The following is a 23,209-nucleotide window of genomic DNA, read 5'->3' on the forward strand; positions in this document are numbered from 1 at the left end:
AGTCGGTGGCCCACTGCTGCCCGTGGTCGGGCCACCGCGGCGAGACCGGAGGTGCTCGTACGAGGCGAGTTCGACGGAGCGCGGTCGACGAACCCCACCGGTGCTCAAACAGCCGAGGTCAACAGCGCTTGTCCACTGCCGGTGCGGCCGAACAGCTTCAGCTGGGGCGGCGTCGCCGGTGGTTCCGTGGCCACTTCCAGCTCGCTGGAGATGCTGCCGGTGGAGGAGGTGAGATCCACTTCCGCGGTGACCCCGTGCCCCACGGCGAACTGCAGCTCGCCGGAGCCGGTGATCAGTTCCACTTGCCCCGCCGCGCCCTCGGCCACCGTGATGTTGCCGCTGCCGGAACGCACCAGCAGGTCGTCGGCGACCCTGCCCAGCCACACGCTGCCGCTACCGGTCACCACTGATGAGGCCGCCGCTGTCGAGGAGATCTCGATCCGCCCGCTGCCGCTGCGCGCCTGTACACCCCCGCGCATGTTTCCCAGCCGGAGCAGCCCGGAGCCCGTCCGGACCGTGGCGGTGCCGTTCGCTTCCTCGGTGACCACCGATCCGGAACCGCTCTGCAGACTCATGCGGCCCGCACCGCCGGTGACCCGGATCGACCCGGGGCCGGTTCGGGTGTTGATCCGCGAGCCGCTCGGTGCGTGCACCAGCAACGAGAGAGGGACCGAACGCAGCGGCACCGTGGTCGGCGGATGAACGGCCACTCTGCTGTTGGTCATGTCGACGCGGGTCTGATTCACCGCCTCCGCGGCCGCGTTCAGCTCGCGATCGCCCTCGCGGCCACCGCTGTTGCCCCGCCCGTTGCCCGGTTTGATCCCGGTTTCGTTGAACTGCTCGCTGACCCAGTTCAGCAGTCCGCTGAGTCCGCCACGCCAGTCCGGGTAGCCGTGCTCCGGTTCGTGCCTCACTTCGACGTGCACCGATTCGGACTCCTCCAGCACGATCTCGACCGGTCCGACTCCGTTGCTCAGGTCCAGTTCTACCGGTCCCGTGACCCGGAAATCGTGGGTGCGCAGCAGTTCCCGGGGTGGTGGTGCCGAATGTTCGCTCAAGGTGTTGTTCTCCTTCGGTGAGCCCCTACGGGAGGACGCGGTGGACGGATTAACCGTTGACCCACCCCCTCAGTCGGGAGGATGCGGGCTCGTCCTGCCGGGATTCCCCGGAGTCTCCGGGCTGCTCGCTCCCGCTGCCACTCCAGGTGCCGGGGGGACGGGTTCCGTGCAACGCCCCCTGTACCGCCCTGGCGACCCAGGTGTTCAGGGAGACTCCCTGCGTGGAGGCCGCATGCTCGGCCTGGCCCTTGATCTCGTCCAGCAGGCGCAGCGTGATTCTGCTGATGTCACCGCTGTCGGCGCCGGGTGGTGGTTGCGGCGGTTCCTCCTCCGGAGGTTCCCGCCGCTGTTCCCCGGCTCCACTAACCACCGCGCGTACGTCCCTGCCCTCTAGGCGTACGTCGACCACGGGACCGTCCAGTTGCGTGGTCACCTCCGCGGCCAGATCCGACAGTGCGTTCATCAGGGTCAGCCGCATCGCGGGCTCCAGCGCCCCGGACAGCAGTGTCGCGGCGTGCCGGGTGTTCTCGTCACCCACCGAGGCTGCCGCGCTCAGGTCCTCACGGAGCTGGTTGATGTGTGAGCTCAGATCCATGACATCACCATGACGTCATTTTGATGTCACAGCAAGAGGTTCGTGGTGTCGCCATCCCGGTTCCGTGGGGCGTTCGGGTGTCGGCGGCGGAGCACGAGGGCCCCGAACACCACCGTGTACCGCGCCTCGAACCGGCGAACCCGGGTCGTTAGGGTGTTCGACGAGGGAAGTGGCCACGCCGATCGCCGGTGCGGGCCTCCCGGGGGAGTCATCGCCGGTGGCATCGCGCCGGCCGTATTACGCAGGAAAGGGGTTCGCCCGCCGTGACCGAGATCGTTCCACCGAAGGTACGGCTGATCGGCAAGACCGAGTTCTTCCCGCCCGAAGACGTGGACTGGTCGACCGATGCCGACGGGGGGCAGGCATTGGCGGAGTTCGCGGGTCGTGCCTGCTACCAGTCCTGGAGCAAACCGAATCCCGCCACCGCGACCAACGCCGGCTACCTGGACCACATCATGGAGGTCGGGCATCTCTCCGTGCTCGAGCACGGAACCGTGACCTTCTACATCAGCGGCGTCTCCCGCTCGTTGACCCACGAGTTGATCCGCCACCGGCATTTCTCCTACTCCCAGCTGTCGCAGCGTTACGTCCCGGAACGGGACGCGGGCATGGTCGAGCCCGACATAATCGCCGAGGACCCCGAGCTGCACGAGAAGTTCCTGGCCGCGACCAAGGCGGGCCTGGAGGCCTACGCGGATCTGCAACAGGCGCTGCAGGACAAGTTCGCCGACGAGCCCAAGGCGACGCTGCGCCGCAAGCAGGCCAGGCAGGCGGCCCGCGCCGTGCTGCCCAACGCCACCGAGACGCGCATCGTCGTCACCGGCAACTACCGCGCCTGGCGGCACTTCGTCGCGATGCGCGCCAGTGAGCACGCCGATGTGGAGATCCGCGGATTGGCGGTGGAGTGCCTCAGGCAGTTGCGGGGAGTGGCCCCCAACGTCTTCGGCGACTTCGACATCACCGAACTGCGGGATGGGACCGAGGTGGCTTCGAGTCCGTACGTGACCGAGGGCTGATACGCCTCGTGGCCTTCGACGATCCACTGGGGGCCGTGGATCACCTCCTCGCGCGGACCTCACCCGGATGTCCAGGCTAGAGTGCGGGCATGGGTGTGGCTAACGACGAACGTCAGCAATTGTGTGATCTGTTCGAGCGGCTGGGTCCGGAGGCGCCGACACTGTGTCACGGTTGGTCGACGCGTGATCTGGCCGTTCACCTGGTGGTGCGGGAACACCGCCCGGACGCGGCGGGCGGGAAGCTGTTGAAGGCGCTGGCCGATCGCGGGGAACGTGTTCGGGGTGAGCTGGCTCAACTTCAGTGGGAGGAGCTGGTCGACCGGGTACGTCAGGGACCGCCCAAGTGGAACCCGCTCGGTATCGGGGCTGTCAACGAGGGCGTGAACAGCGCCGAGTACTACGTGCATCACGAGGACGTCCGGCGGGCGCAACCGGGTTGGCAGCCGCGACCGGAGGACCCGGAGCGTGCGGAGGCCCTCTGGAAGGCGCTCTCCCGCACCGCCAGGTACTTCTACGGCCGCAGCCCCGTGGGCGTGGTGCTTCGTCGTCCGGACGGTCACGAGATTTCCGCGAAGAACGGGCCGCGGACGGTGCGCATCCTCGGTTCGTCCGAGGAGCTCCTGCTGCACGCCTTCGGCAGGAAACCCGCACAGGTCACCTTCGAGGGGAACGAGGCCGACGTGTTGGCGGTGGAGGATCTTCGCCGCAGTGTTTGAGCGAGTGGCTCCGGTGGGCCCGTCGGGCCCGCCGTGGCCGGGAGACGACCCAGTGAAGTGACGTGTCTCACTTTTCGGGGTTGTGAAAGAATCCGGGTGTTGTTCGCGCCGGGCGCGGAACAACGCCTCGCTGCGGTTCGAATCGTCGTGATGTTTCCGTCGCCCGGACGTTGCCGGGACACAGTTCCGAGACGGGCACGTCCGATGATGTCCTCGGAGGGTAGCGTCAGCAGTTATGACCGTCAGTCCCACAGCTACCGAAGGTCGTCCTTTCGGGCGCGTTCTCACCGCCATGGTTACCCCGTTCGACACGGACGGGAATCTCGACACGGCTCTCGCGCAACAGCTGGCCTGTTATCTGGTGGACCGGCTGGGTAACGACGGCCTGGTCGTCAACGGAACCACCGGCGAGAGCCCCACCACCACCGACGAGGAGAAGGAACGGCTGCTGCGCGCCGTCTCCGAGGCCGTCGGCGATCGTGCCACCGTGGTCGCGGGCGCGGGAACGAACGACACCGCGCACTCCGTGGAACTGGCACGCGCGGCCGAGAAGGCCGGGGCCCACGGGCTGCTCGTGGTCACCCCCTACTACTCCAAGCCGCCGCAGGAGGGGCTGTACTCGCACTTCACCACGGTCGCCGATGCCACCGAGCTCCCCGTGATGCTCTACGACATCCCACCGCGCTCGGTGGTTCCGATCCAGACCGAGACGCTCAAGCGGCTCGCCGAGCACCCCCGCATCAAGGCGGTCAAGGACTCCAAGCACGATCTGTTCGCGGGCAGCGATGTGATCGCCAATTCCGACCTCGTGTACTATTCCGGTGAGGATCCGCTGAACCTGCCCTGGCTGTCCACCGGGGCGGTCGGTTTCGTCAGCGTGGTTGGTCACGTGGTCGGTGACCGGCTGCGCCAGATGTTGGACGCGCACGAGTCCGGTGATGTCGCCACCGCCCGTGAGATCCATTACGGTTTGCTCCCGGTTTATCGGTCGATGAACTTCGTCGGCGGTGTGATCTTCTCCAAGACGGCGCTGCGCCTGTGTGGCTACGAGACGGGTCAGCCCCGGCTCCCGTTGCCGTCGGCCACGGACGAACAGGTGCGCATCATCGCCAGCGATCTGTGGGATGCTGGTCTGGTCCTGGTCAATCCCGATGCGGCAACCGAGGTGACATCGCGTTGACAGCACGCGCAACGTCGACCGAGAAACATCCCCTGGCACCGACGTCGGCGACCCCGGCCCCGCCTCCGCTGGAGCAGGGGGCGCTACGGGTGGTCGCCCTCGGCGGTATCGGTGAGGTCGGCAGGAACATGACCGTGTTCGAGTACGACGGTCGGTTGCTGGTGGTCGATTGCGGTGTGCTGTTCCCGGAGGACGATTCCCCCGGAGTGGATCTGATCCTGCCCGATTTCGGCCCGATCGAGAACCGTCTCGACGAGATCGAGGCGATCGTGCTCACGCACGGGCACGAGGACCACATCGGCGCTCTGCCCTTCCTGTTGCGGCAACGTCCGGAACTGCCCGTGATCGGTTCCGGCTTCACGCTCGCGCTGCTGTCCGCCAAGTGCCAGGAGCACCGGTTGACGCCACGGCTCGTCGAGGTCGAGGAGGGGCAGCGCAGCAGGCACGGCGAGTTCGACCTCGAGTTCTTCGCCGTCAACCACTCGATTCCGGACGCGCTGGCGGTGGCGATCCGTACCCCCGCCGGTACCGTGCTGCACACCGGTGACATCAAGTTGGACCAGCTGCCGCTGGACGGTCGGTTGACCGACCTCGCCGGATTCGCCCGGATGGGCAGTGAGGGGATCGACCTCTTCCTGGTGGACTCCACCAACGCCGAGGTGCCCGGGTTCGTCACCCCGGAACGTGAGATCGGTCCCGTGCTGGACTCGGTGATAGGACGTGCCACGCAACGCGTGATCGTGGCCTGCTTCGCCAGTCACGTACATCGGGTGCAGCAGGTGCTCGACGTAGCGGCCTCCTACGGACGCAAGGTCTGTCTGGTCGGGCGTTCCATGGTGCGCAACATGGGGATCGCCGCCGAACACGGCATCCTGCGGGTTCCGGAGGGTGCCCTGGTCGATCTGGACGAGGCGCTGCAGATGTCGTCCGACTCCGTGGTCTTCGTCTCCACCGGGTCGCAGGGGGAGCCGCTGTCGGCGCTGTCACGGATGGCCCGTGGCGAGCACAAGCAGATCAGCATCCAGCACGGCGACACGGTCATCCTTGCGAGCTCGATGATTCCGGGCAACGAGACCGCGGTCTTCGGCGTGGTCAACGGCCTGGTCCGGCTGGGGGCCGAGGTGGTCCATCAGGGGAGCGCCAAGGTGCACGTCTCCGGACATGCCTCGGCGGGCGAACTGCTCTATCTGTACAACGCGGTGCGGCCTGCCAACGTGATGCCGGTGCACGGGGAGTGGCGTCACCTGCGGGCCAATGCCGAGCTGGCCACACTCACCGGGGTCCAGGCCGACCGGGTGGTCATCGCCGAGGACGGCGTCGTGGTGGATCTGATCGACGGTGTCGCGAGCATCGCGGGGCGCGTCGAGGTCGGACACGTCTATGTGGACGGGCTCTCGGTCGGAGACGTCGGCGAGTCCACGTTGTCCGATCGTCTGGTACTCGGTGAGGGCGGCTTCATCTCCATCACGGTGGCGGTGGAAGCAGGTACGGGACGCGCGGTATCGCCTCCTACGGTCTCCGGTCGGGGCTTCTCGGACGACCCCAAGGCTCTCGACGAGGTGGTTCCGCTGGTGGAGATGGAACTCTCCCGAACCGAGGCCGAGGGCATCACCGACACGCACCGCATCGCGCAGACCGTGCGGCGTACGGTCGGCAAGTGGGTCGCCGACACCTACCGGCGTCGTCCGATGATCGTGCCCAACGTGCTCCCGGTCGGTTCCTGAACCGCGCTTTCCACTCGGGTCCAAGGTTTGCTCGTTCGGCGGAACCTCCCGACGGTTGTTGCGGTGGAAACCCACACCTCGATCGGGAGCACACCACCGGACGATACGTGGGAGGGGGCTTCGTTCCCTTCCACAACCGTGGGCCCAGGACTGCTGAGATGACACTTTCGGGTGGACAATCCCGGGTGTGTCTCCGGCTATCGTGGACACATTTTGTTTGCAACATCACTTTCGTGTGGTCATGTTGCCTCGATGGTGTGACTGCGCGCGCTCGTTCCCGGCTGCGATGCCAATGTGGAAAACAGCCGGTCGGCAGAAAGCTTGCGAGGAAACTTTCGTGTTTTCGTCCGCCCGGTTCGCTCCGCAGTAAAAGTAGATCGCAGATTGGGGTCCGATCGTGCGTAAGTCGCTTCGCCTTCTGACGGTGTCGGCAGCTGCCGCCGGTCTCATGGCCGTGGGGTCGCCCGCCATGGCCGACAGCAAAGACAATGACGGCATCAACATCCTCAACGACAACAACGTCAGCGTCCTGCCGATCCAGCTCTGCGGGAACAACGTCGGTGTGCTCGGCATCGCGGGCAACATCGGCTCCTCGCAGAACAGCAAGTGCGTCAACGCACCCATCGTGGACCACCCCACGGCTCGCTGAGCGGTTGGCCGGTCCCGGCGAGGTGTCCGAGGACCGGCCCACGCCGCGGAAACGTGTGGCGGGATTCCCGTAGCCGGCGAGTCGGTCTTCGGGTGCGCGAGTGAAGTGGGAGCCGTCGGGCACACCGAGCCGAACGAGTAGGACCGGCGACGTTTCCCAACGGGCGCTGTCGGGGTGGGCGCGCTCGGGAAAGCGATCGAACGGGAACCGGTACGGGTCGAAGTCACACCAGGGGAGGGGGAGCGCTCGGCGTCGCACATCGTGTGCGGCGCCGAGCGTTTTTCCGTGGCAGGGACCGGCTTTGGCAGGGGGTGATTTCGGCGGGAAGCGGTTCACCGTCGTGCGGAACATCCCGCCCGCTGCTCGAGCGCCTGCGGGGGATGTCCCCGGCGACACTTGTGGAGCCGGTGTCGGTTCGCAAGAATCCTGCCTAAGGCAATCGGCCGCGCACCAGGAACCATCGGCCCCGAGCCCGAGAGGAATTCCGCTCCGCAGGCCGGGGAGGAAGTCGAACGAGAGACGGAGCACCGATACCGTGTTCGGTATGGCCAGCGGCACGACGGGTAAGGGGCGGTCGAACGCGCGTGGCGGCGGGGAGCGTCGTGGTTCCTCCGGGGCGAACACGAAGAAGTCCACCTCCAACGGCTCCGGGAAGTCCACATCGAACGGTTCCGGCTCCAAGAGCACCAGGAGCGGGGGGACGCGATCCGGTCGATCCTCCGCCGGAAATGCCGCCACCGCCAAGCGCACCGCCAAGAACGGCTCACGGCGTTCCACCACCAACCGGGGGAACGGATCCAAGGGCGCCAACTCCCGCAACTCGCGGGGCGGGGGCGGGGGCTCCGAACTGGGCCGCAGTCTTGCCCGGACGACCGGAACCCTGTTGCGTACGTTGGGGCGCACCAGGGAGCTCGAACCCGCGCACCGGCGTGACGGAGTGGCTCTGATCCTGCTGGCCGTGGCGGTGGTCACCGCGGCGGGCGTGTGGTGGCAGGCGGGCGGTCCGGTCGGGCACTGGCTCGACTGGCTGCTGCGTTCGGTGGTGGGTTCGGCGGCACTCGCGCTTCCCCTCGTGCTGTTCGCGGTGGCGGTACTGCTCATGCGTACCGAGACCAATCCCGACGCGCGGCCGCGAATGGTGGTCGGAACGGCGCTGCTGCTGTTCGCGGGACTCGGTGTGCTGCACATCGTGACCGGGGCGCCCCGTCGGGCCGAGGAATGGCCGGAGGCTGGTGGGCTGCTCGGATACGCCGCGGGTGGCCCGTTGGCCAATGGGATGACCGGCGTCGTCGCGGTGCCGGTTCTCGTGTTGGTCTCGCTGTTCGCCGTGCTGTTGCTGACCGGAACCGCGGTACGCGACGTTCCCGAACGACTTCGTCAGCTCGCCCATCCCGAACACGGTGCCGCCGAACCGGCCGAGGAGGAGCTTACTCCGTCCGATGCGGGCAGTGCCGAGCTCCGTCGACCGGCCAGGCGCAGGCAGGCCGCCATGACCGGATCACCCTCACGGGAGGACTCCGAGGACGCCGTCGAGCGGGCCGGTACGGCCCAATCCGCCGCGACGCCGGAGCAGCCGCGGGCCGAATCGCGCACCGACACCTCGTCGAAGGCGGCCGAGGGCGGCGGAGCCGCATCGGTCCAGGCGACCGGGGCGACTCCGGAGGAGCCGCAGCAACTCACCATCAGCCGGACCGTGGAGGGGGATTACCACCTTCCGCCGCTCGACGTCCTGCAGGAAGGTGATCCAGCGAAACGGCACAGTACCGCCAACGACGCGATGATCGAGGCGATCAACGGGGTGCTGCGTCAGTTCAAGATCGACGCTGAGGTGACCGGATTCGTCCGCGGTCCCACGGTCACCCGCTACGAGGTCGAGTTGGGTCCCGGGGTCAAGGTCGAGAAGATCACGGCATTGACCAGGAACATCGCCTACGCGGTGGCCAACGACAACGTACGGTTGTTGGCCCCCATACCCGGCAAGTCCGCGGTTGGGATCGAGGTCCCCAACAGTGACCGCGAGATGGTGCGGCTCGGCGACGTGCTGCGTTCACCGACTGCGGCCAACGACACGCATCCACTGGTGATAGGGCTGGGCAAGGACATCGAGGGGCAGATGGTCACCGCCAATCTGTCCAAGATGCCCCATCTGCTCTGTGCCGGTTCGACCGGCTCCGGCAAGTCGAGCTTCGTCAACTCGATGCTGGTCTCGCTGTTGGCGAGGTCCACCCCGGACGAGGTCCGGATGATCCTGATCGATCCGAAGATGGTGGAGCTGACTCCCTACGAGGGGATTCCGCATCTGATCACCCCCATCATCACCGAGCCCAAGAAGGCGGCGTCCGCCCTCGGGTGGCTCGTCGAGGAGATGGAGCAGCGGTATCAGGACATGCAGGCCAACAGGGTCCGTCACATCGACGACTTCAACGCCAAGGTGCGTTCCGGTGAGATCACCACTCCTCCGGGAAGCGAACGCGAGTACCGTCCCTACCCGTACATCCTGGCGATCGTGGACGAGCTGGCCGACCTGATGATGACCGCACCCCGCGACGTGGAGGACGCGGTGGTTCGGATCACGCAGAAGGCGCGTGCGGCGGGCATCCATCTGGTGCTGGCCACCCAGCGTCCCTCTGTGGACGTGGTCACCGGTCTGATCAAGACCAATGTTCCGTCCCGATTGGCTTTCGCCACCTCCTCGCTCACCGATTCACGGGTGATCCTCGATCAACCGGGAGCGGAAAAGCTGATCGGTATGGGTGACGGTCTCTATCTGCCGATGGGAGGCGCACGCCCGGGCCGAGTGCAGGGCTCCTTCGTCAGTGACGAGGAGATACACCGCGTCGTGGGCTACACCAAGGAACAGGCGGAACCCGACTACGCGGACGGGGTCACGGTTGCCAAGGCGGGGCAGCAGAAGGAGGTGGACTCCGATATCGGCGACGATCTGGACGTATTGCTGCAGGCGGCGGAGCTGGTGGTCACCAGCCAGTTCGGGTCGACCTCGATGCTGCAACGGAAGCTGCGGGTCGGTTTCGCCAAGGCGGGCAGACTGATGGATCTGCTGGAGTCCAGAAGCGTCGTCGCCCCCTCGGAGGGCTCCAAGGCGCGTGAGGTGTTGGTCAAACCGGAGGACCTGGACAGTGCGCTGAATTCCATCCGGGGTGGTCCGCCCCCGGAGGAAACGGAATGAGCCGTCCGCGGTGCTCCGATACGCCGTGGCAACCCCGTTACCGGTGCCTTAGCGATCCGTCCCTCCGGGACTCGCCGGAGGAAGCCGGCGGTTCCCGGGAGCCGAGGGGCCCGTGCTTGGAAGGCCCGGTCGAACGGATCCGACGGTGTGCTCCCACCGCTCGGTCCGTTCGGCCGGGGGCTTTCCGCTGCGGCCTTCGGCCGTGTGGGGTGCGGGAGTCCTTCCGCCGCCGAGCGGCCGGCTTCCGAGTTCCGTTCCGGAACGAGCTCACTGTGGCGCGAGCTGTGCCTTCCGCAGTGCCTCAGCGGTGTTGGCGCTACTGGCGCCGAACTGCCGTACGGCGTGGTAGTACACATCGGCCGTGCGTTCGCACAGCGCGTCACCCGCGCAGCTGGAGTACATGTCCGCGCGGAAGTTGTCGTCGATGATCGCCCTGTTCCGTTCGGTGAACCGGTCCTGGAGCTTGTAGTTGCGGTACCCGAAGTCGTGCCGTTGGCAGCTCGGGGTGAAGTCGTAGCCGAGTGGAGCGTCCGGTGAGTACGAGCAGGAGTCCGAGGACCAGTCGAGTTGGTCGGGGTAGGGGCGTTCGGCGCGAATTTGTCCGAAATCGCCCAGTGTGACTTCGAAGAGATAGTGGTCGGTGGTTCGGCGAAGTTGCGAGTCGCCGATCGCCGCGTACGCGCTGGTACCGGTCAGCAGTGTCGCGAAACAGGCTGCCAGCAGCATTACCAGTACTCGCGGCCCGTTTCGAGTATTCCGTTCGAACACGGATCGTCCCCTAGCGACGGATGATCTGTAGTCGAATCAGTCCTATCGTTTCGGGCGGGCCAGCGCTTCGTGCGATCGGGCGTTATCGAATGACCCGGTCGGCCCCTTCCGCGTGTCGCGGTTGGTTCCGCTCGTCCAGTCGCAGCAACATGCGCGTATTGCCCAGCGTGTTCGGCTTGACGTAGGGCAGGTCCAGGAACTCGGCGACACCCTTGTCCGCGGAACGGCGCATCTCCGCGTAGACGGCGGGACTGACCGGTGTCCCGGTGATCGGTTCGAATCCGTGTTTGGCGAAGAACTCGGTCTCGAAGGTGAGCACGAACAGCTTCGGCAGTCCCAGTTCCGCCGCGAGTTCGACGAGACCGTGCACCAGCCGATGTCCCACTCCCTGGCCCCTAACACGTGGATCCACCGCCACGGTGCGCACCTCTCCCAGATCCTCCCAGAGTACGTGTAGTGCGCCGCAGGCGACGATGTCCTTCGGGTCCCGATCCGCGCGTTCGGCCACCCAGAACTCCTGCACGCTCTCGTAGAGGGTGACCAGATCCTTTTCGAGGAGTACCCGGCCGGCATACGTGTCCACGAGCCGTTTGATTTCCCGAACGTCGCCGATACGAGCACGGCGAATCGTTATCCTATTTTCCGCATAATCATGCATGAAGGTATTCTACTGCGATTTTCCGCTCCGGTGGACAGCCGGGGTTGAGGCCCGTCGGGATCTCGACCGGTTGCCGTACTCTCCGGGGAGGCGGGTTTCCCCACTCGTCGGCTCGTGGCCGAACGCTATGCTTGGTCCACCAGTGGCGGTCGGTTCGTCCGCCGCTCTGAAGCCACGGCCGTCGCGCCGCACCCGCCGTCGGTGCGAGTTCGTCCGGTCGACCGCCCCTGCGGTGGACGGTGCGACCGTTGTCGCAGATCCTGGGGGTGGCACGGCGCACGAGGTCCGTAGCGGACAGGATCGGTTCGAGGAGTTGCCATGACAGCGGACAGTGCGGCGTCGGACCGGCCTGTGTCCGGCCAGGGCGACGCCGATACCGAGCGAACGGTTCCGGTGATCAACATCGCCAACGCGCTGACCACTTCCCGGTTGCTGCTCGTTCCCGTCTTCCTGATCGTCCTGTTCTGGGCGGGTGGGCACGACTCGCTGTGGCGCTGGGTGGCCACGGCGGTGTTCGCCATCGCCTCGATCACCGATCGGATCGACGGCGACCTGGCTCGCCGCCGCGGGCTCATCACCGACTTCGGCAAGATCGCCGATCCGCTCGCGGACAAGGCGCTGACCGGAGCCGCGCTGATCGGACTGAGCGTGCTCGGTGATCTCGGATGGTGGGTTACCGGGATCATCATTTTCCGAGAGGCTTCGGTCACCCTGCTGCGATTCTGGGTCATCCGGCACGGTGTCATCCCCGCCAGCCCGGGTGGCAAGCTCAAGACGATTTTGCAGGCCCTGGCGATCGGCCTTTACCTGCTGCCGCTCGGTGACGCCGCCGATCCGCTGAAATGGGTGGTCATGGGGGCGGCCGTGCTGGCCACGGTGATCACGGGCGCCGACTACGCGGTGCGCGCGTTCCGGTTGCGCTCGTTGAGTCCGCGGTCGCGTGGAGTGCGCGCATGACTTTCCGCCCGGAGGAGCGGCGGGTGGCACACGAGGAGCTGGTCGGCGGCATTCTGGAATCGCTGCGGGCTCGTGATCTCACGATCGCCACCGCCGAGTCCCTGACGGCGGGGATGCTGAGCATGCTGCTGACCGACGTCAGCGGTGCCAGTTCGGTGGTGCGGGGCGGCCTCGTGGTGTATGCCACCGATCTGAAGAGTTCGCTCGCGGGCGTCAGCTCCGAGCTGTTGGCCGATGGCGGCGCGGTGCAGCCCGAGGTGGCCGAACAGCTCGCCCGTGGAGCTCGGCGACGCTGCGTGTCGGACTGGGGCGTCGGTCTCACCGGTGTGGCGGGGCCCGACTGGCAGGACGGGGTGCCGCCGGGCACGGTTCACCTGGGATTCGCCGGGCCACAAGGGTCCGTGATCCGGACGGAGCGGTTGAGTGGGGACCGTGGTTCGATCCGGTGCGGTGCCGCGCTGCGAGCCCTGGAACACTTGGAGGGGTTGTTGCGTTGAATCGGAAGAGAACTCGACGTTGCCGCCGGCAGTCACGCGCGCTGTCTCGCTTCATGGGACATTGGGGTCGTTGGCTCCGTCTTGTGGATGAGACTCGTTCGCCCTCGGCGGACTCGTGGTAAGCGAGCCGTGCGTTGGCGTCGCGTTGAGTAGTGTGGGGCGTTGACGCGTCGCGCAGGATGTAGGCGACGGAATGGAGGCGCGCGATGACCGTGTTGTTGCGGGAGGCGGTCGGAGAGCGACTGCGCCGCGCGCGGGCTGCTCAGTCCCGCACCCTGCGGGAGGTTTCGCGCGCAGCCCGGGTGAGTCTTGGTTATTTGTCCGAGGTGGAACGCGGTCGCAAGGAAGCGTCGAGTGAGCTGCTCGGCTCTATCTGCGACGCGCTCGATCTCCCATTGCCCGAGTTGCTCGTGACCGTGGCGGGTGACTTGGGCTCCTCGGAGACCGTGGTAGCGCCTTCGGTCGTGGAGCAGGCCACGCCTGCCGAGATCGAGGGGGACCGGTTGGTCTCCAGCCTGATCGACTCCGAACTGGCCGAGGCGGAGATGGCCGACGGGGAGGCCGAACCCGTACCGGCCGGTGCCGAAAGTGTTTCGGATTCGTTCGACGCGGACGAGGACTCCGAGTCGCAGGACTGGCGGCTGCAGCCGGTGCTCAGCCAGCGCATCAGCCCACCGGGACGCACTTCCAACGGGGTGGTAGTGGCCGCTTGAGGCTCCGTGACCGACCGAAACACCCGTGGATCTCCGAATTTTTGCCGGAGATCCACGGGTCTTGGTGGAAGCCGTTCGGCCGAGCTGACACTATGGGGGTAGACGCTGAGGTCGGTAAGCGTTTCCGGTCTGTTGTGCGTGGGGTCCCCCGGTGCGGTGAAGCGACTCCGCGGAGCAACCGGCAGCGGCGTCCCATCGGCGTGAATGCCCGATCAGGGCGCAACCGGTAGGACAGAAAGCAGGCGGAGGAGATGGCCAACCCTTTCGTGAAGTTCTGGAAGTACCTCATGGCGTCGTTCTCGTCCAAGGTCGACGAGCACGCCGATCCCAAGGTGCAGATCCAGCAGGCCATCGAGGAAGCTCAGCGGCAGCATCAGGCGCTGTCGCAGCAGGCCGCCTCGGTCATCGGCAACCAGCGACAGCTGGAGATGAAGCTCAACCGGCAGCTGAACGAGGTCGAGAAGCTGCAGGGATCGGCGCGCCAGGCCGTGACCATGGCCGATCAGGCTCGCGCCGAGGGAGACGAGACCAAGGCACAGCAGTACGAGGAGACCGCCCAGCAGCTGGCGGGCCAACTCGTCACGGCCGAACAAGGGGTGGAGGACCTCAAGAGCCTGCACGATCAGTCCCTGCAGGCTGCGGACCAGGCCAAGCAGGCCGTCGAGCGTAACGCCCAGGTGCTGCAGCAGAAGATCGCCGAGCGGACCAAGCTGCTCAGCCAGCTCGAGCAGGCCAAGATGCAGGAGCAGGTCGCGGGCTCGTTGCGGCAGATGAACGACATGGCCGCACCCGGCAACACGCCATCGCTCGACGAAGTGCGGGACAAGATCGAGCAGCGCTACACCACCGCGCTCGGCGAGGCCGACCTGGCGCAGAACAGTGTGCAGGGGCGGATGATGGAGGTTCAGCAGGCGGCCACGGACGCGGCGGGCGTCAATCGGCTCGCCCAGATCAGGGCGTCCATGGGGACCGGCGATCAGCAGCAGGTCACTGGTGGGACGACTCGGAGCGAGTCGACCCCCGCCCCGCAGCAGCAGCCGCAGTCGCAGCAGCAGAACCCACAGTCCGGCCAAGCGTGACCCACCGTGCGCGGGAGGGGTGACGGACTCGGGGAGTGGAGCGACTACGCGCTCCGGCAGCTGCGTGGACCGGTGCTCACCGGTGTTCGCCGCAGGATCGCGGCTTGGCGCGATCCGCGGGCACGCTTGCTCCGGAGACGGAGCAGGGCGAAGCGAACCGCTGTCGGCAGCGGAGTGACGACCGGCGTCTTCGGAGGTGGGTCCTACCTCGCCTACGCGCCGGAAACCATCGGGCTTCCGGCCGACTCCGCCGGGGACGTGCTGCTCGACCTGACCTCGCTCGGACTCGGTGGAATGGCGCTGGCCGCCGGGGTGGGGACCGTGGGGGCGATACGTCGCTACCGTAGGCTCAACCGGACGCCGCTACCGGAACCGCCGCCGGAACCGGTCAGTCTGCCTGCGCCTGAATCCGCCGCCCACGAGCCCATGCGGCGACTACGCGATGCGGAGCAGAGCCTGTATCTCTCGTTGAGTCGGCTCTCCGATCACGTCGGGCAGCTCGATGAGCCGGTGGCCGAGGCGCGTGGTACCGCCACCGGGGTGGCGGCGACGTTGCGTTCGGTGGCCGAGCGTCTCGTGGCTGTGGAGGCCACGGTCGAACACGCTCCGGAAGCGGAACGCACCCAGCTGCGCGCGGACGTTCGTCGGATGCGCGCCGAACTCGACGACGGCGTGGAACGGTACGGGGCTCTGGTGGCCGCGGCCGGACGCGCTGTGGCCGCAAGTGGGGGCGAGCAGCACGGGCATCAGTTGCGCGATGCCACGGACCGACTCGCGGGGCTGGCCTCGGCCCTGCGTGAACTCTCCGGTTACGAGTCCCCGGACACCGGTGACTCCGGCCCGCCGGAACAGCCCCCCGGGCGGCGTTCCCGGGGCGATTCCCCGCAGTGAAATCCGGTTGCCCGATTCCTGCTAACAGCCGGCCCGCTCCCGCTGCCGAAGCAGGTGGCCCGAAGCCCTCCCGAGTTGGTTTTCCGAACTGTTGTCGAATAGTAATCTTCACCGTTGGCTGTTGAGGTGATCTCGTGCGCCGCGTCGTGATGTCGCGATCCGCCCACTGGGCTGTCGGCCGGGAGAACACCGCGTTGGAACAACACGGCTCGGGACACGTTTCCCACGATTCCCGAACTGGAGGAGGATGTGGCTTTGTGGGCCGTGCGCGGCAACGGTCGCCAGCCGCCCGCCGGCGAGGACGTGGCAACCGAGGAGCGGCTCAGCTGGCCACGGACCATGGGGCTCGGGCTGCAGCACTTGTTCGCCATGTTCGGCGCGACTGTGCTGGTGCCCCGGCTGACCGGACTCCCGGTGGCGACGACGTTACTGGCCTCCGGAGTGGGAACTCTGCTGTTCCTGCTGCTGACCCGGAACCGCGTGCCCGCCTATCTGGGGGCCTCGGTGACCTTCGTGATGCCGCTGGGGATAGCTGCTGAGCGTTCCGGGGCGGGACCGGGCGGCATGGTGGGGGCCATCCTGGTGGTGGGGCTGTTGGTGACCGCTGTCGGGATCTCCGTCAAAGCGTTGGGAGTGCGACTGCTCGAGACGGTTATGCCCGCCGTCGTCACCGGGGGAGTCGTCGTGCTGGTGGGACTCGGTATGGCCACCCACTCGGTGGCGTTGTTCCGGGAAGCCGCGCGAAGCGTCCCGTCCTTCCGGCCGGTTCCGATGGCTGCCGTGGTTACCGCGTTGGTCATCGTGCTGTTGGCGGTCTTCGGCCGTGGACTGTTGAACCGTGGTTGTGTGCTGTTCGGGATCGCCGCCGGATGGTTCTACGCGTTCGCCGTCGGCGGGATCTACCAGATTCGACTCGAGGCGCTGCGCAGTGCCCCGTGGTTCGGGCTTCCCGAGCTGATCACCCCGCGGTTGCACATCTCGGTGATCCCGGTGGTGTTACCCCTGGTAGTTGTCCTCGCCGCGCAGCAGGTGGGAGTGGTCAAGGCCGTGGCGGCCTCCACCGATCGCGATCTCGACGGCAACGTGGGGGATGCGCTGATCGGTGGTGGTCTGGCCACGACGCTTTCCGGGGCCGTGGGCGGAAGCGGGTTGATCGGCTACGCCGAGAACACCGGAGTGATGGTCGCCAGCAGGGTGTTCTCCACCGCGGCCTGCGTGACCGCGGCTGTGGCTGCCGTGATGCTGGCCTTCTCGCCGAAGGTCGTGGCGCTGCTGGACACCGTGCCGATCGGTGTCGTCGGAGCGGCGACTATGGTGTTGTTGGGGATGGTCACACTGATAGGTGGTCGGATCTGGCTGCGTGCTCGCATCCGGTTCGCCGATCCGGCCAACCTGGTGATCGTGGTTGCCACCCTGTTCATCGGTGCGAGCAACCCCACGCTCTCGCTCGGCGGTTTCCGGCTGAGTGGCGTGGTCTGGGGATCATTGCTGCTCGTGCTGGTCCATCCCTTGCTGCGTGCCCTGGTCGACGCGATCCGGGGGCTGCCGCGTGCCTGAGTCCTCCCGTTCCGGGAATCCTCGAGCACTCGTTCGGAGGACGGCTTCCCGGAAGCGACCGCCGGCTCACGGTTGCCCGTTCCCGCGGGAACGGGCAGCGGCGAACGGGGCCCTTCAGTCCTCCGCGGCGTCGAGCTCGTCGTCCTCCGCCTCGTACGGTTCCGGATCGCGTTGCGGTCTACCCGCGCGGAGGGTGCGCGCCAGCAGCAGGTTGAACGCCAGGGCCACCTCCCGGGCCCCCGGTGTGCCCCATTGGTGCACGGGCACACAGGCTCCCTGGGCCTGCTGTACCGCCAGTCTGTCCGGTAGTGCTACCGGCATCACCAGTGGCCCGAATATCTCGCGTAACTCGTCGATCCTGAACTGGTGCTCGTGCGAGCGGGCACGAACCCGATTCACCACCACCCCGAGTGGTTGCAGGTCGGGATTGCTGGCCGTTCGTTCCGACTGCACCGCTTCGAATGCTCGTTGTACGCCGGAAACAGCGAATATGGTCGGCTCGGTGACCAGCAGCGCCCGGTCCGCGGCTATCAGCGCCGAACGTGTCAATCGTCCCAGCGAGGGTGGACAGTCCAACAGGATCAGTCGGTACGGCAGCTCTCCGTCGGCCGCCGCTTCGGTCAGCTCCGAGAGTGCTTCGGTCAGTCGAGTGAGGTGTTGTTCGTTGCCGTCCCAACCGTTGTGGATCTCGGCGTCCTCGGAGCCGACGAGCACGTCGACCTCCTCGCCCCAAGCGCTCGGTGCCACCGCGCGAGCCACCGTCTCGGGGCTCGGGTCGGCCAACACGTCGCTCAATCCGCGCTCGGTCTGCCCCGGCTCCAGCGAAGCCGTCGCGTTGCACTGTGGATCGAGATCCACCACGAGGGTGCGCGCGCCCTTGCGCATGGCCGCCGAAGCCAGCCCCAGCACCACTGTCGTCTTACCCACGCCGCCTTTGAGGCTCAGTACCGCCACCGTGTGCACGCCCGTAGCCTACGTATCGCGCGAGTCGTCCGGGTGAACTGATCCGTCGCGGACCGGTCCGGTGCAGTAGTGCCGAACGGCGAGATTACGCTTCCCCTATGAAGTCCGACGCCGTGTACCGGGTGCTGGAAGCCGAGTTGGTCGACGCACGTCGCCGTCGTGGCGGTGTGCCCGAGGTGCTGGATATCGGGGGCGGTAGCGGTGTCTGGGCGGTACCACTGGCGGTGTCGGGATGTTCGGTCACCGTGGTGGATCCCAGCCCCGACGCACTCGCCACGTTGCGTCGCAGGGCGGGCGAGGCGGGCGTGAGTGAGCGTGTGGCCGCGGTCCAGGGGGACACCGACGCACTGCGCGGAGCCGTCCCCGACGGAGGAGCCGATCTGGTCCTGGGGCACGGCCTGCTGGAGTACGTGGACGACGTCGGCGAGTCGCTGCGCGCGCTCGCCGCCACCGTTTCTCCCGGCGCCGCCGTCTCCGTGCTGGCCGCCAACAGGTACGCGGCCGTGCTCGCGCGAGCTCTGACCGGGCGGGTTCCCGAAGCGCTGCGGTTGTTCAACGATCCGAACGGTCGTCTCGACCATCCGGTGAGTGAGACGGTGCGGCGCCGTTTCGACACCGAGTCGCTACGGGACGTGCTCGTCTCCGTCGGTCTCGAGGTCGAGCTGGTGCAGGGCCAGAATGTGATTTCCGACCTCGTCCCCGGCTCGCTGCTGGAGGGATCCCATTCGAACGGCGATGCGCTGCGGGAACTGGAGATGGCAGCCGCGGCGCAACCGCCGCTGCGGGACATAGCCACCAGGCTGCACGCGTTGGCCCGTGTTCCCGGCGGTCACGCGGCGCAGTGAGGAATACCCCTACAGGATGATGTTGGGTGATTATTATGGCCTCGGGGACGGGACCGGGTAGTCGTCTCGTCGCTGGGGCCGTATCCTCGAGTGTGACGCCCCCAAAAAGCGTTCACCGGAGCTTCGTGAAACGAAGTGAGTGGGGCTCCGGTGACACGAACTAGTGTGCCGGAGGAGGAGCCATGCCACTCTCCGAGCACGAGCAGCGAATGCTCGATCAGATCGAGCGCGCGCTCTACGCCGAGGATCCCAAGTTCGCCTCCAACGTGCGTGGAGGGCGGTTGCATCGACCCTCCAGACGGCGCCGCCTACAGGGCGCCGCCGTGTTCGTGCTGGGGTTGATCCTACTGGTGCTCGGCGTGGTTATTCCGGTCACGGCAGCCGGGATACCCATTGTGAGCGTGGTCGGCTTCCTCGTGATGTTCGGCGGAGCAGTGATCATTCTGTTCGCCATGCGCGGTAGTGCGGAGGATCCGGAGTCGCAGTCGGGTGACGGCGGTGACGGTTCTTCCGGTGCGAAACGCAAGGCGGGGGAACGGAACTCCCTGACACAGCGAATGGAGGACCGTTTCCGGAAGCGCTTCGAGAGATAGTGCTCACGTGAGATTCGGGGACGGCGTTCGCCTCACCCGAGCAAAGCTGGGTACGCCCGGATCACCGCGTGATCCGGGCGTTTCCGTGTCCGGTCGTCGTTCGAACGATTTTCAGTCCCGACCCCTGGGCTTTCGACGTGTGGGCAGCCGCAGCACCGACTTCGGCAACAGGCGCTCCCGGAACCCGAGGGGTCTGGCCGCCCGCAGGCCCTCCTTCGCCCGGTGCAGGATCTCGAGCGATGATGTGGTCTCGCGCCGTCCCGGCGGGCCGTACCTTTCCCGTTCCACGGCGCTCGCCAGCTCGTGCCAGGCTCCCCGCTGTTCGGGGGGCATATCGTGCTTCCCGCTGATCCGGTCGGCGGTACGCCGCGGGGTTTCACCCGGTGGGGTGAGTTCCCCCCGGTCCGTGGCTTCGTCGAGCAATTCCCGCCAGGCATTCTCGGCAGCCCCGATACCTCCCGCGGCTATCAGGCTCGCTCGTCTTCCGCTCCGCAGTGCCCGTAGCGCGGCGGGCGTACCGGTGCTTCCCACCAGTACCACCAGTGTCGTGCCGCAGAGCAGCAGTATACCGATCGGTATGCCAGAACCCGTCGCAGCACCCGAATCCGCCCGCGGATCTTCCTGGCGTGGTGTGCCCTCGTTCCGCTGACTCGGGTTCGTCGTTCGCTCACTCGTGGCGGTGGTCTCCCCTTCGTCCTCCTGTCGGGGCGCAGTGGAATCGAGGTACGAGGGTGTGGAGCCACGGCCGTCCGACAGCGGAGTCGGATCGAAGGTCACCCAGCCGTGGCCGGGAAAGTGCGCCTCCACCCACGCGTGCGCGTCCTCGGTGGTGATCACGCGTTCGTCGCCCCTGGTCCGCCCCGAGGTGAATCCGACCGCGACACGGGAAGGAACGCCGATCTCCCGCAGCAGTACGGCCATGGCGGAGGCGAACTGCTCGCAGTACCCCCGTTTGCCCCGGAACAGGAAGTCCTCCAGCGCGCTGTGCGAGGAAGCGGGCGCGGTCCGCAGTTCGTAGCTGAAACCGTTCGTCGGATCGGTGAAATAGTTGTTCAACGCGAGGGCTTTGTCGAACCGGTTGTCGGCGTTCGCCGTTATGCGTCGTGCCAGCTCGCGCACCCGCTTCCCGGCACCACTGGTGGCGAGATAGGCCCGATCGACCGAGGAGCTTCCCGACGAGGCCCGTAGTTCCGCCCTGCTCGGGTCGGGGAGGACGGCCAGCTCGGTGTAGCTTTCCGTATCGTCGGTTTCCCGAGTGAAAACCATTCCGGAATCGGGATCGTAACGCCAGCCGTCGCCTATACCGGAGACCCGGCGGGGTACTCCGAACACCGGTAACCAGGCATCGCGGTAGCCCACCGGCTCGATCTCGATCGGCTTCGGGGTCGCCGTCGACCGTTCGGGCCCGGGGGGCATGGGCAGCCGGCCCTGGACCGGAACGCCCTCGGGGAGCCTGCCGAGCCGCCAGCCCCGCTCCGGGTCGAAGCGACTCAGCGTCATCGCACGCAGGTAGGTTTCCCTCGGTAACCCCTCTACCCGGAACAGCTCCACTTCCTCGTCGCGTGTCAGTTGCCCGCGCAACGAGGTGAACGGGCGCAGTCCGATCTCGCCGGTGTCCGGGGCCGTCGGGTTCCGGTCGGCGCCCGGGATCCTGCCCTGCGTCCCCACCCCAGTGAAGACCGCGCCCGCCAGCAAACCACCCACGCACGCCGTGGCCGTGACGGTGACGGCTTCGGAGATCCGCCGAGCGGAAACCCCGTCCTTCGTTCCCGCCCGCGGGAGTCCCACCCCGAGCGGGAGCAGGGCGGTGAACCCCAGGGCACTGAGTACGAAAACCCACCAGGGCAACATCCGGTCGGCCAGTGACGCGGGTATCGCGAACATGCACAGCAGCACCAGTCCGGCCACGGCCGGCGCGCGGCAGGTGACGGCGATCCGATCAACCAGGATCGTGACCGCTCCGATCCCCGAACAGATCAGAGCCACTATGGCGCTCTCCGCCGGAACGGGCGGTATCCCGGTACGGACCACTCCGACCGCTTCGCCGAGCAGGTGCGAGAACTCCTCGAAGGTCGTGGCGGTGGGAACCAGCCCGAGAACACCGTGCTCGCCGAACAGCGCCGTGAGCATCACGACCAGCGTGGCGAACTGCACCGGCACACCCCACCACGACTCACGTCTCATACGTAGCGCGATTCCGGTTCCGGCCACGGCCGTGGCCGTCATCACGGCGGGTGGGAACCACCGCCAGTCGGCGAGCACCACCGCGAAGGAGGTCGAGGTCAGCAGTACGGCGAGCAGGGCGAGTACACCGGTGGTGGTGCGACGGGCGGTCTCGCTCCGGTTCATCGGTCCATCCGTGCGATGTCCGGGGAAGCGGTCTGTTCGCAAAGGCTCTCCCACACGTGTGGTATCCGAGTCGTCGGTCCGTCGACCGTGGTGACCGTCCATCCCGCGCCACGCAGTCGTCGTGCCACAGCCGACTGGCCATCCCCCCGCCCGTCGGTGTTCCAACCCGCCACGTTCAGCAGCAGCGCCAGACTGCGTGCACCTGCGGGACGAAGTGAGGCCAGCTCATCGGCGCCCGTTAGGCTCGTGCGTCCCAGGACCGCCACCAGGTCCTGCCCCCGCGCCGGATCCGCACCACCGGTGAGGTCCCGCCTACCGGAGGGTTGCAGCGCCGCAAGTGCCTCCAGCAGGAGGGCCTCGTCCGTTTCGATCTCGAGCCGGCCGCTCCGACGATCCTCGCCCGGGATCGGTTCCCCGCCCGCCCCCACCAGTCGTAGTCGCCGGTTGTTGTCGTACAGGTGGGAGCATATGCTCGCCGCGGCGGAAATCGCCCATTCCAAACTGGAGTGTTTGTTCACCCCACGATGCGCGGCGGCCCGCTGGTCGAGCAGCACGGTCGTCCCACCTCGTTCCGGGCGCTCCTCGGTACGGACCATCAGCTCGTCGCGTCGTGCCGTCGTCTTCCAGTGCACCCTGCGGATGTCGTCACCCTGCCGGTACTCCCGCACGGTGCTGTCATCGGGTTCCCCACCGGTGCGGGTGCTGCCGGAACCGGAATCGCCGCTTCCGGTGCCGAATCCGGCAGGTAGCCCGGTCAGTTCGAATACGCGCGGCACGACGGTCAACCGGGTCGTGGTCAGGAGTTCCCTGTCGAAGGCCGAGAAGCCGAACGGATCTCCCGAGCGGCAGCGCAACGGCCCGATACGGTGCACTCCCCGGAGCTCGGCGTGGATCGCGTACTCCACCACCGTTCCGCTCCGTCCCGGAGAACGGTCGAGCACCCGGTACGCATCACCGCCCAGGGTGTTCGGAACGCCGTCGGTCAGCTCCGTCGCACCTACCGGCATGCTGGAGCGGGAGCTCAACCACAGCCGCACGGTGGTGGGGGTGTCGACCTCGGTCCGCCACGGTTCCAGCTCACGTCGTGCCGTGAGTCCCGTTCCGCCGCGTGCCGCGAGGGCAGCGGCGAGCAACGGCAGGGCTGCGAGAAACACCGCCACTCGGAGCAGGTCGCGTTCGTCGAGAACCAACGAACAGATCGCGGATGCGACGGC

The 23,209-nt window shown here is 67.2% G+C and carries 21 protein-coding genes; 14 read left to right on the plus strand and 7 right to left on the minus strand.

Going from position 1 to position 23,209, the window contains the following annotated elements:
• Nucleotides 1-104: 104 nt before the first annotated feature.
• Nucleotides 105-1,058 carry a DUF4097 family beta strand repeat-containing protein gene (locus BLR41_RS07610; protein ID WP_092627307.1) on the minus strand — a complete coding sequence of 318 codons (954 nt, stop codon included), beginning with the start codon at nt 1,056-1,058 and terminating at the stop codon, nt 105-107.
• Between the two features lie 49 nt (nt 1,059-1,107).
• Nucleotides 1,108-1,653: a toxin-antitoxin system HicB family antitoxin gene (locus BLR41_RS07615; RefSeq protein WP_092627308.1), complete on the minus strand. Its 546-nt coding sequence runs from the start codon at nt 1,651-1,653 to the stop codon at nt 1,108-1,110.
• Nucleotides 1,654-1,916: 263 nt separating this feature from the next.
• On the opposite strand from BLR41_RS07615, the gene thyX reads away from it, so the two are divergent.
• The 6 genes from thyX to BLR41_RS07645 all read left to right on the plus strand — a co-directional run bounded on the left by thyX (nt 1,917) and on the right by BLR41_RS07645 (nt 10,125).
• Entirely contained in the window at nt 1,917-2,669 is a 753-nt protein-coding gene (thyX, locus tag BLR41_RS07620) for an FAD-dependent thymidylate synthase (RefSeq protein ID WP_092627309.1), read from the plus strand.
• Nucleotides 2,670-2,758: 89 nt separating this feature from the next.
• On the plus strand, nt 2,759-3,385 hold the full coding sequence (locus BLR41_RS07625) for a TIGR03085 family metal-binding protein (protein ID WP_092627310.1): 627 nt from the start codon (nt 2,759-2,761) through the stop codon (nt 3,383-3,385).
• Nucleotides 3,386-3,620: 235 nt separating this feature from the next.
• Nucleotides 3,621-4,565 carry a 4-hydroxy-tetrahydrodipicolinate synthase gene (gene dapA / locus BLR41_RS07630; RefSeq protein WP_092627311.1) on the plus strand — a complete coding sequence of 315 codons (945 nt, stop codon included), beginning with the start codon at nt 3,621-3,623 and terminating at the stop codon, nt 4,563-4,565.
• Between the two features lie 32 nt (nt 4,566-4,597).
• Complete coding sequence (locus tag BLR41_RS07635) at nt 4,598-6,289, plus strand: RNase J family beta-CASP ribonuclease (protein ID WP_176797893.1); 1,692 nt, start codon at nt 4,598-4,600, stop codon at nt 6,287-6,289.
• Nucleotides 6,290-6,758: 469 nt separating this feature from the next.
• Complete coding sequence (locus BLR41_RS07640) at nt 6,759-6,938, plus strand: hypothetical protein (RefSeq protein ID WP_245693977.1); 180 nt, start codon at nt 6,759-6,761, stop codon at nt 6,936-6,938.
• A gap of 544 nt (nt 6,939-7,482) precedes the next feature.
• Nucleotides 7,483-10,125, plus strand: coding sequence for an FtsK/SpoIIIE family DNA translocase (locus BLR41_RS07645; protein WP_176797872.1), 2,643 nt, complete (start codon nt 7,483-7,485; stop codon nt 10,123-10,125).
• A gap of 267 nt (nt 10,126-10,392) precedes the next feature.
• On the opposite strand, the gene BLR41_RS07650 is transcribed toward BLR41_RS07645, so the two are convergent.
• Together BLR41_RS07650 and BLR41_RS07655 are read right to left on the minus strand one after the other, a co-directional pair.
• Nucleotides 10,393-10,851, minus strand: coding sequence for a phospholipase (locus tag BLR41_RS07650; RefSeq protein ID WP_092627313.1), 459 nt, complete (start codon nt 10,849-10,851; stop codon nt 10,393-10,395).
• Between the two features lie 124 nt (nt 10,852-10,975).
• A complete protein-coding gene (locus BLR41_RS07655) occupies nt 10,976-11,551 on the minus strand; it encodes an amino-acid N-acetyltransferase (protein WP_092627314.1) in 576 nt (191 codons plus the stop codon).
• A 318-nt stretch (nt 11,552-11,869) separates the two neighbouring features.
• Between BLR41_RS07655 and pgsA the strand changes: the two genes are divergently transcribed.
• The 6 genes from pgsA (at nt 11,870) to BLR41_RS07685 (ending at nt 17,245) form a co-directional block, all read left to right on the plus strand.
• Nucleotides 11,870-12,508, plus strand: a complete 639-nt coding sequence (gene pgsA / locus BLR41_RS07660) for a CDP-diacylglycerol--glycerol-3-phosphate 3-phosphatidyltransferase (protein ID WP_092627315.1) — start codon at nt 11,870-11,872, stop codon at nt 12,506-12,508.
• Nucleotides 12,505-13,005 carry a CinA family protein gene (locus tag BLR41_RS07665; RefSeq protein WP_092627316.1) on the plus strand — a complete coding sequence of 167 codons (501 nt, stop codon included), beginning with the start codon at nt 12,505-12,507 and terminating at the stop codon, nt 13,003-13,005. The genes pgsA and BLR41_RS07665 overlap by 4 nt, the downstream gene beginning before the upstream one ends.
• Before the next feature lie 206 nt (nt 13,006-13,211).
• A complete protein-coding gene (locus tag BLR41_RS23665; protein ID WP_092627317.1) occupies nt 13,212-13,718 on the plus strand; it encodes a helix-turn-helix domain-containing protein in 507 nt (168 codons plus the stop codon).
• A 251-nt stretch (nt 13,719-13,969) separates the two neighbouring features.
• Nucleotides 13,970-14,797 (plus strand): PspA/IM30 family protein, encoded by an 828-nt coding sequence (locus tag BLR41_RS07675; RefSeq protein ID WP_092627318.1) that lies wholly within the window; start codon nt 13,970-13,972, stop codon nt 14,795-14,797.
• 6 nt (nt 14,798-14,803) lie between these two features.
• Nucleotides 14,804-15,688 carry a phage shock envelope stress response protein PspM gene (gene pspM / locus BLR41_RS07680; protein ID WP_218120000.1) on the plus strand — a complete coding sequence of 295 codons (885 nt, stop codon included), beginning with the start codon at nt 14,804-14,806 and terminating at the stop codon, nt 15,686-15,688.
• A gap of 249 nt (nt 15,689-15,937) precedes the next feature.
• A complete protein-coding gene (locus BLR41_RS07685) occupies nt 15,938-17,245 on the plus strand; it encodes a uracil-xanthine permease family protein (RefSeq protein WP_092627319.1) in 1,308 nt (435 codons plus the stop codon).
• A gap of 114 nt (nt 17,246-17,359) precedes the next feature.
• Here BLR41_RS07685 and BLR41_RS07690 read toward each other — a convergent pair whose 3' ends face one another.
• Nucleotides 17,360-18,208 carry a ParA family protein gene (locus BLR41_RS07690; RefSeq protein WP_092627320.1) on the minus strand — a complete coding sequence of 283 codons (849 nt, stop codon included), beginning with the start codon at nt 18,206-18,208 and terminating at the stop codon, nt 17,360-17,362.
• A gap of 98 nt (nt 18,209-18,306) precedes the next feature.
• Here BLR41_RS07690 and BLR41_RS07695 point away from each other — a divergent pair, with 98 nt between their 5' ends.
• Both BLR41_RS07695 and BLR41_RS07700 read left to right on the plus strand, forming a co-directional pair.
• Nucleotides 18,307-19,053 (plus strand): class I SAM-dependent methyltransferase, encoded by a 747-nt coding sequence (locus BLR41_RS07695; protein WP_092627321.1) that lies wholly within the window; start codon nt 18,307-18,309, stop codon nt 19,051-19,053.
• Between the two features lie 182 nt (nt 19,054-19,235).
• Nucleotides 19,236-19,646, plus strand: a complete 411-nt coding sequence (locus BLR41_RS07700) for a DUF3040 domain-containing protein (protein ID WP_092627322.1) — start codon at nt 19,236-19,238, stop codon at nt 19,644-19,646.
• A 111-nt stretch (nt 19,647-19,757) separates the two neighbouring features.
• Here BLR41_RS07700 and BLR41_RS07705 read toward each other — a convergent pair whose 3' ends face one another.
• Together BLR41_RS07705 and BLR41_RS07710 are read right to left on the minus strand one after the other, a co-directional pair.
• Nucleotides 19,758-21,995, minus strand: coding sequence for a transglutaminase TgpA family protein (locus BLR41_RS07705; RefSeq protein WP_092627323.1), 2,238 nt, complete (start codon nt 21,993-21,995; stop codon nt 19,758-19,760).
• A complete protein-coding gene (locus tag BLR41_RS07710) occupies nt 21,992-23,185 on the minus strand; it encodes a DUF58 domain-containing protein (RefSeq protein WP_245693980.1) in 1,194 nt (397 codons plus the stop codon). The genes BLR41_RS07705 and BLR41_RS07710 overlap by 4 nt, the downstream gene beginning before the upstream one ends.
• Between the last annotated feature and the right edge of the window lie 24 nt (nt 23,186-23,209).

The sequence above is a fragment of the Actinopolyspora mzabensis genome, assembly GCF_900101095.1.
Classification (GTDB): Bacteria; Actinomycetota; Actinomycetes; order Mycobacteriales; family Pseudonocardiaceae; genus Actinopolyspora; species Actinopolyspora mzabensis.

Excerpts from the sequence above, each read along its gene's own strand:
- BLR41_RS07615 (WP_092627308.1), bottom strand. The coding sequence starts at position 1,653 with ATGGATCTGAGCTCACACATCAACCAGCTCCGTGAGGACCTGAGCGCG.
- BLR41_RS07625 (WP_092627310.1), top strand. The coding sequence starts at position 2,759 with ATGGGTGTGGCTAACGACGAACGTCAGCAATTGTGTGATCTGTTCGAG.
- dapA (WP_092627311.1), top strand. The coding sequence starts at position 3,621 with ATGACCGTCAGTCCCACAGCTACCGAAGGTCGTCCTTTCGGGCGCGTT.
- BLR41_RS07640 (WP_245693977.1), top strand. The coding sequence starts at position 6,759 with ATGGCCGACAGCAAAGACAATGACGGCATCAACATCCTCAACGACAAC.
- BLR41_RS07645 (WP_176797872.1), top strand. The coding sequence starts at position 7,483 with ATGGCCAGCGGCACGACGGGTAAGGGGCGGTCGAACGCGCGTGGCGGC.
- BLR41_RS07650 (WP_092627313.1), bottom strand. The coding sequence starts at position 10,851 with ATGCTGCTGGCAGCCTGTTTCGCGACACTGCTGACCGGTACCAGCGCG.
- BLR41_RS07655 (WP_092627314.1), bottom strand. The coding sequence starts at position 11,551 with ATGCATGATTATGCGGAAAATAGGATAACGATTCGCCGTGCTCGTATC.
- pgsA (WP_092627315.1), top strand. The coding sequence starts at position 11,870 with ATGACAGCGGACAGTGCGGCGTCGGACCGGCCTGTGTCCGGCCAGGGC.
- BLR41_RS07665 (WP_092627316.1), top strand. The coding sequence starts at position 12,505 with ATGACTTTCCGCCCGGAGGAGCGGCGGGTGGCACACGAGGAGCTGGTC.
- BLR41_RS23665 (WP_092627317.1), top strand. The coding sequence starts at position 13,212 with ATGACCGTGTTGTTGCGGGAGGCGGTCGGAGAGCGACTGCGCCGCGCG.
- BLR41_RS07675 (WP_092627318.1), top strand. The coding sequence starts at position 13,970 with ATGGCCAACCCTTTCGTGAAGTTCTGGAAGTACCTCATGGCGTCGTTC.
- BLR41_RS07695 (WP_092627321.1), top strand. The coding sequence starts at position 18,307 with ATGAAGTCCGACGCCGTGTACCGGGTGCTGGAAGCCGAGTTGGTCGAC.
- BLR41_RS07700 (WP_092627322.1), top strand. The coding sequence starts at position 19,236 with ATGCCACTCTCCGAGCACGAGCAGCGAATGCTCGATCAGATCGAGCGC.
- BLR41_RS07705 (WP_092627323.1), bottom strand. The coding sequence starts at position 21,995 with ATGAACCGGAGCGAGACCGCCCGTCGCACCACCACCGGTGTACTCGCC.